This is a genomic window from Halalkalibacter oceani, assembly GCF_023715705.1.
GTDB lineage: Bacteria > Bacillota > Bacilli > Bacillales > Bacillaceae_D > Halalkalibacter > Halalkalibacter oceani_A.
In genome coordinates this window covers 1-1597 of the sequence record NZ_JAMBOS010000059.1, presented here as the reverse complement: position 1 = coordinate 1597, position 1597 = coordinate 1, and the positions used below count along the sequence as shown (strand labels likewise).

General features: G+C 36.1%; 2 protein-coding genes. Both read right to left on the bottom strand.

Translation table 11 applies throughout. The features are described 5' to 3' along the window. Positions 1-27 precede the first annotated feature (27 nt). A complete protein-coding gene (locus M3212_RS21565) occupies positions 28-531 on the bottom strand; it encodes a hypothetical protein (protein WP_251195969.1) in 504 nt (167 codons plus the stop codon). A gap of 76 nt (positions 532-607) precedes the next feature. Continuing rightward, on the bottom strand, positions 608-1597 hold a 990-nt coding region (locus M3212_RS21560), incomplete at its 5' end, for a transposase (RefSeq protein WP_251195968.1).

Genomic DNA, 1597 nt, shown 5'->3' with positions numbered 1-1597 from the left:
CTTAGACGGCACAACTAACACAATGGTTTAGTTGTGCCTTAACCATTTGGTTTCAAGATTGTTTAAATATTCATTTGGTGCCTTCTTGAACCTTCTTTGTTTTGTATGTGTGTAAATACGTTTTTCCCATGCCTTTGCTTCTTTTCGATAGCCATCATAACTGATTTTTTCCACTGTATTTAGTCCATGTTCTAATCCCTTTATATTTGCAGTAAACACAATGTTTTCACCATGTCTGATGATATACCGATTCCAAGTCCGACTACCGGTAATTCTCCGATGTTGTTGTTTGGTTCTCCTAAAAAACAGTTCTAGATCATTATTTGTTCTAGGGATTGAAGGGTGGTCATAACACGTAAATAATCCTTTCCAAAACCCCTTGCTATACCTTAGTAAATTATCAAGATAAGGATAGTCTTCTTCTTTAGTCAGTTTCCTTTCTGCTTTCTTCAGACATTGACTTACTCGTTTTTCTACCCACTGACTTGTTTTTTTAGGCGAGGGTTCCATTAAAGTGGCAATGTCTTTCAATGGTGTAAACCATCGCTGGACAAGGTGGTAATCTTTCTTATAGTTATCAACATTTTTGACTATTCTGAACAGCTTTTTAAGTAGAGGAGTCTCTTTTTTTACTCAGGCATTTTTCGATCGAGTCTTTAATTGCTTTTGTTTGATCAAAAACTCGTATGCCTGGTAATTCAAATGGTGGTTTACCGTCCTCAAGTAAAACGGAACGAATCGCTGCGATATAATCTTCTGCTAATTCATTCTCTAGGTCCTTTTCGGTAGATCCTTCGATTATTCTTTCTACTTCTCTGATACCTCTTAAACTCTTTTTTATATTTGTCTTTAGTTTTCGGTCTTTTTCAACTAGTGGTTTGGCAATATCTTTGAAATAGTGAAATTGACAGTATTGATAAGGAGTATTAGGTGCAATTTTTTCAATCGCTAAGCGAATAGACTGTTGACCATCACTTACAAATCCCTGGATTGGGTAGCCCCAATCGATAATCGGTTGGATAAAGTTCATCAGCTCTTGAGAAGCACTACTTTTCAAGTTTTGTGCAGCTAAAATAGAACCACTTAAAACCTCACGAATGACATAAAGTGTCTCATTTCCCTTTTCTGGCTGAACACCATCAATGGAAAGAATAATTCCCCCATGTTCTTCTACAATATCTTGAAGTGTTTCTCTTACAATCATTTCAACATCGGAACGAAGTAATAATGTATATCGCTCATATAATTTTTGGACCTGTCTTTCTGAAATTTTTACTTGTTTTTCGTTGAGAATCGTTGCGATTTCTCCTCTTGTTTTATGTTCTTTGAAACGTAAGTGACCTATGTAAGCAATCACGTCCATTCCATATGTTATATGTTTCATACTAATATGTTCTGCCTTGGCTGAACGGAAAACAGTTGTGTTAGAACACTCTTCGTTTTGGCACCGATAGCCTAAGTTAACGATCTTAACTTCTCCTTTTAAGGTGGAAATAGTCTTCCGCCAAACAGGATGACGATAGCTTAATTTTGTATCACAAGCAGGGCAATTCTTTATTTCAGGACTATAATACTGAGACTCATCCGGATTTAATCT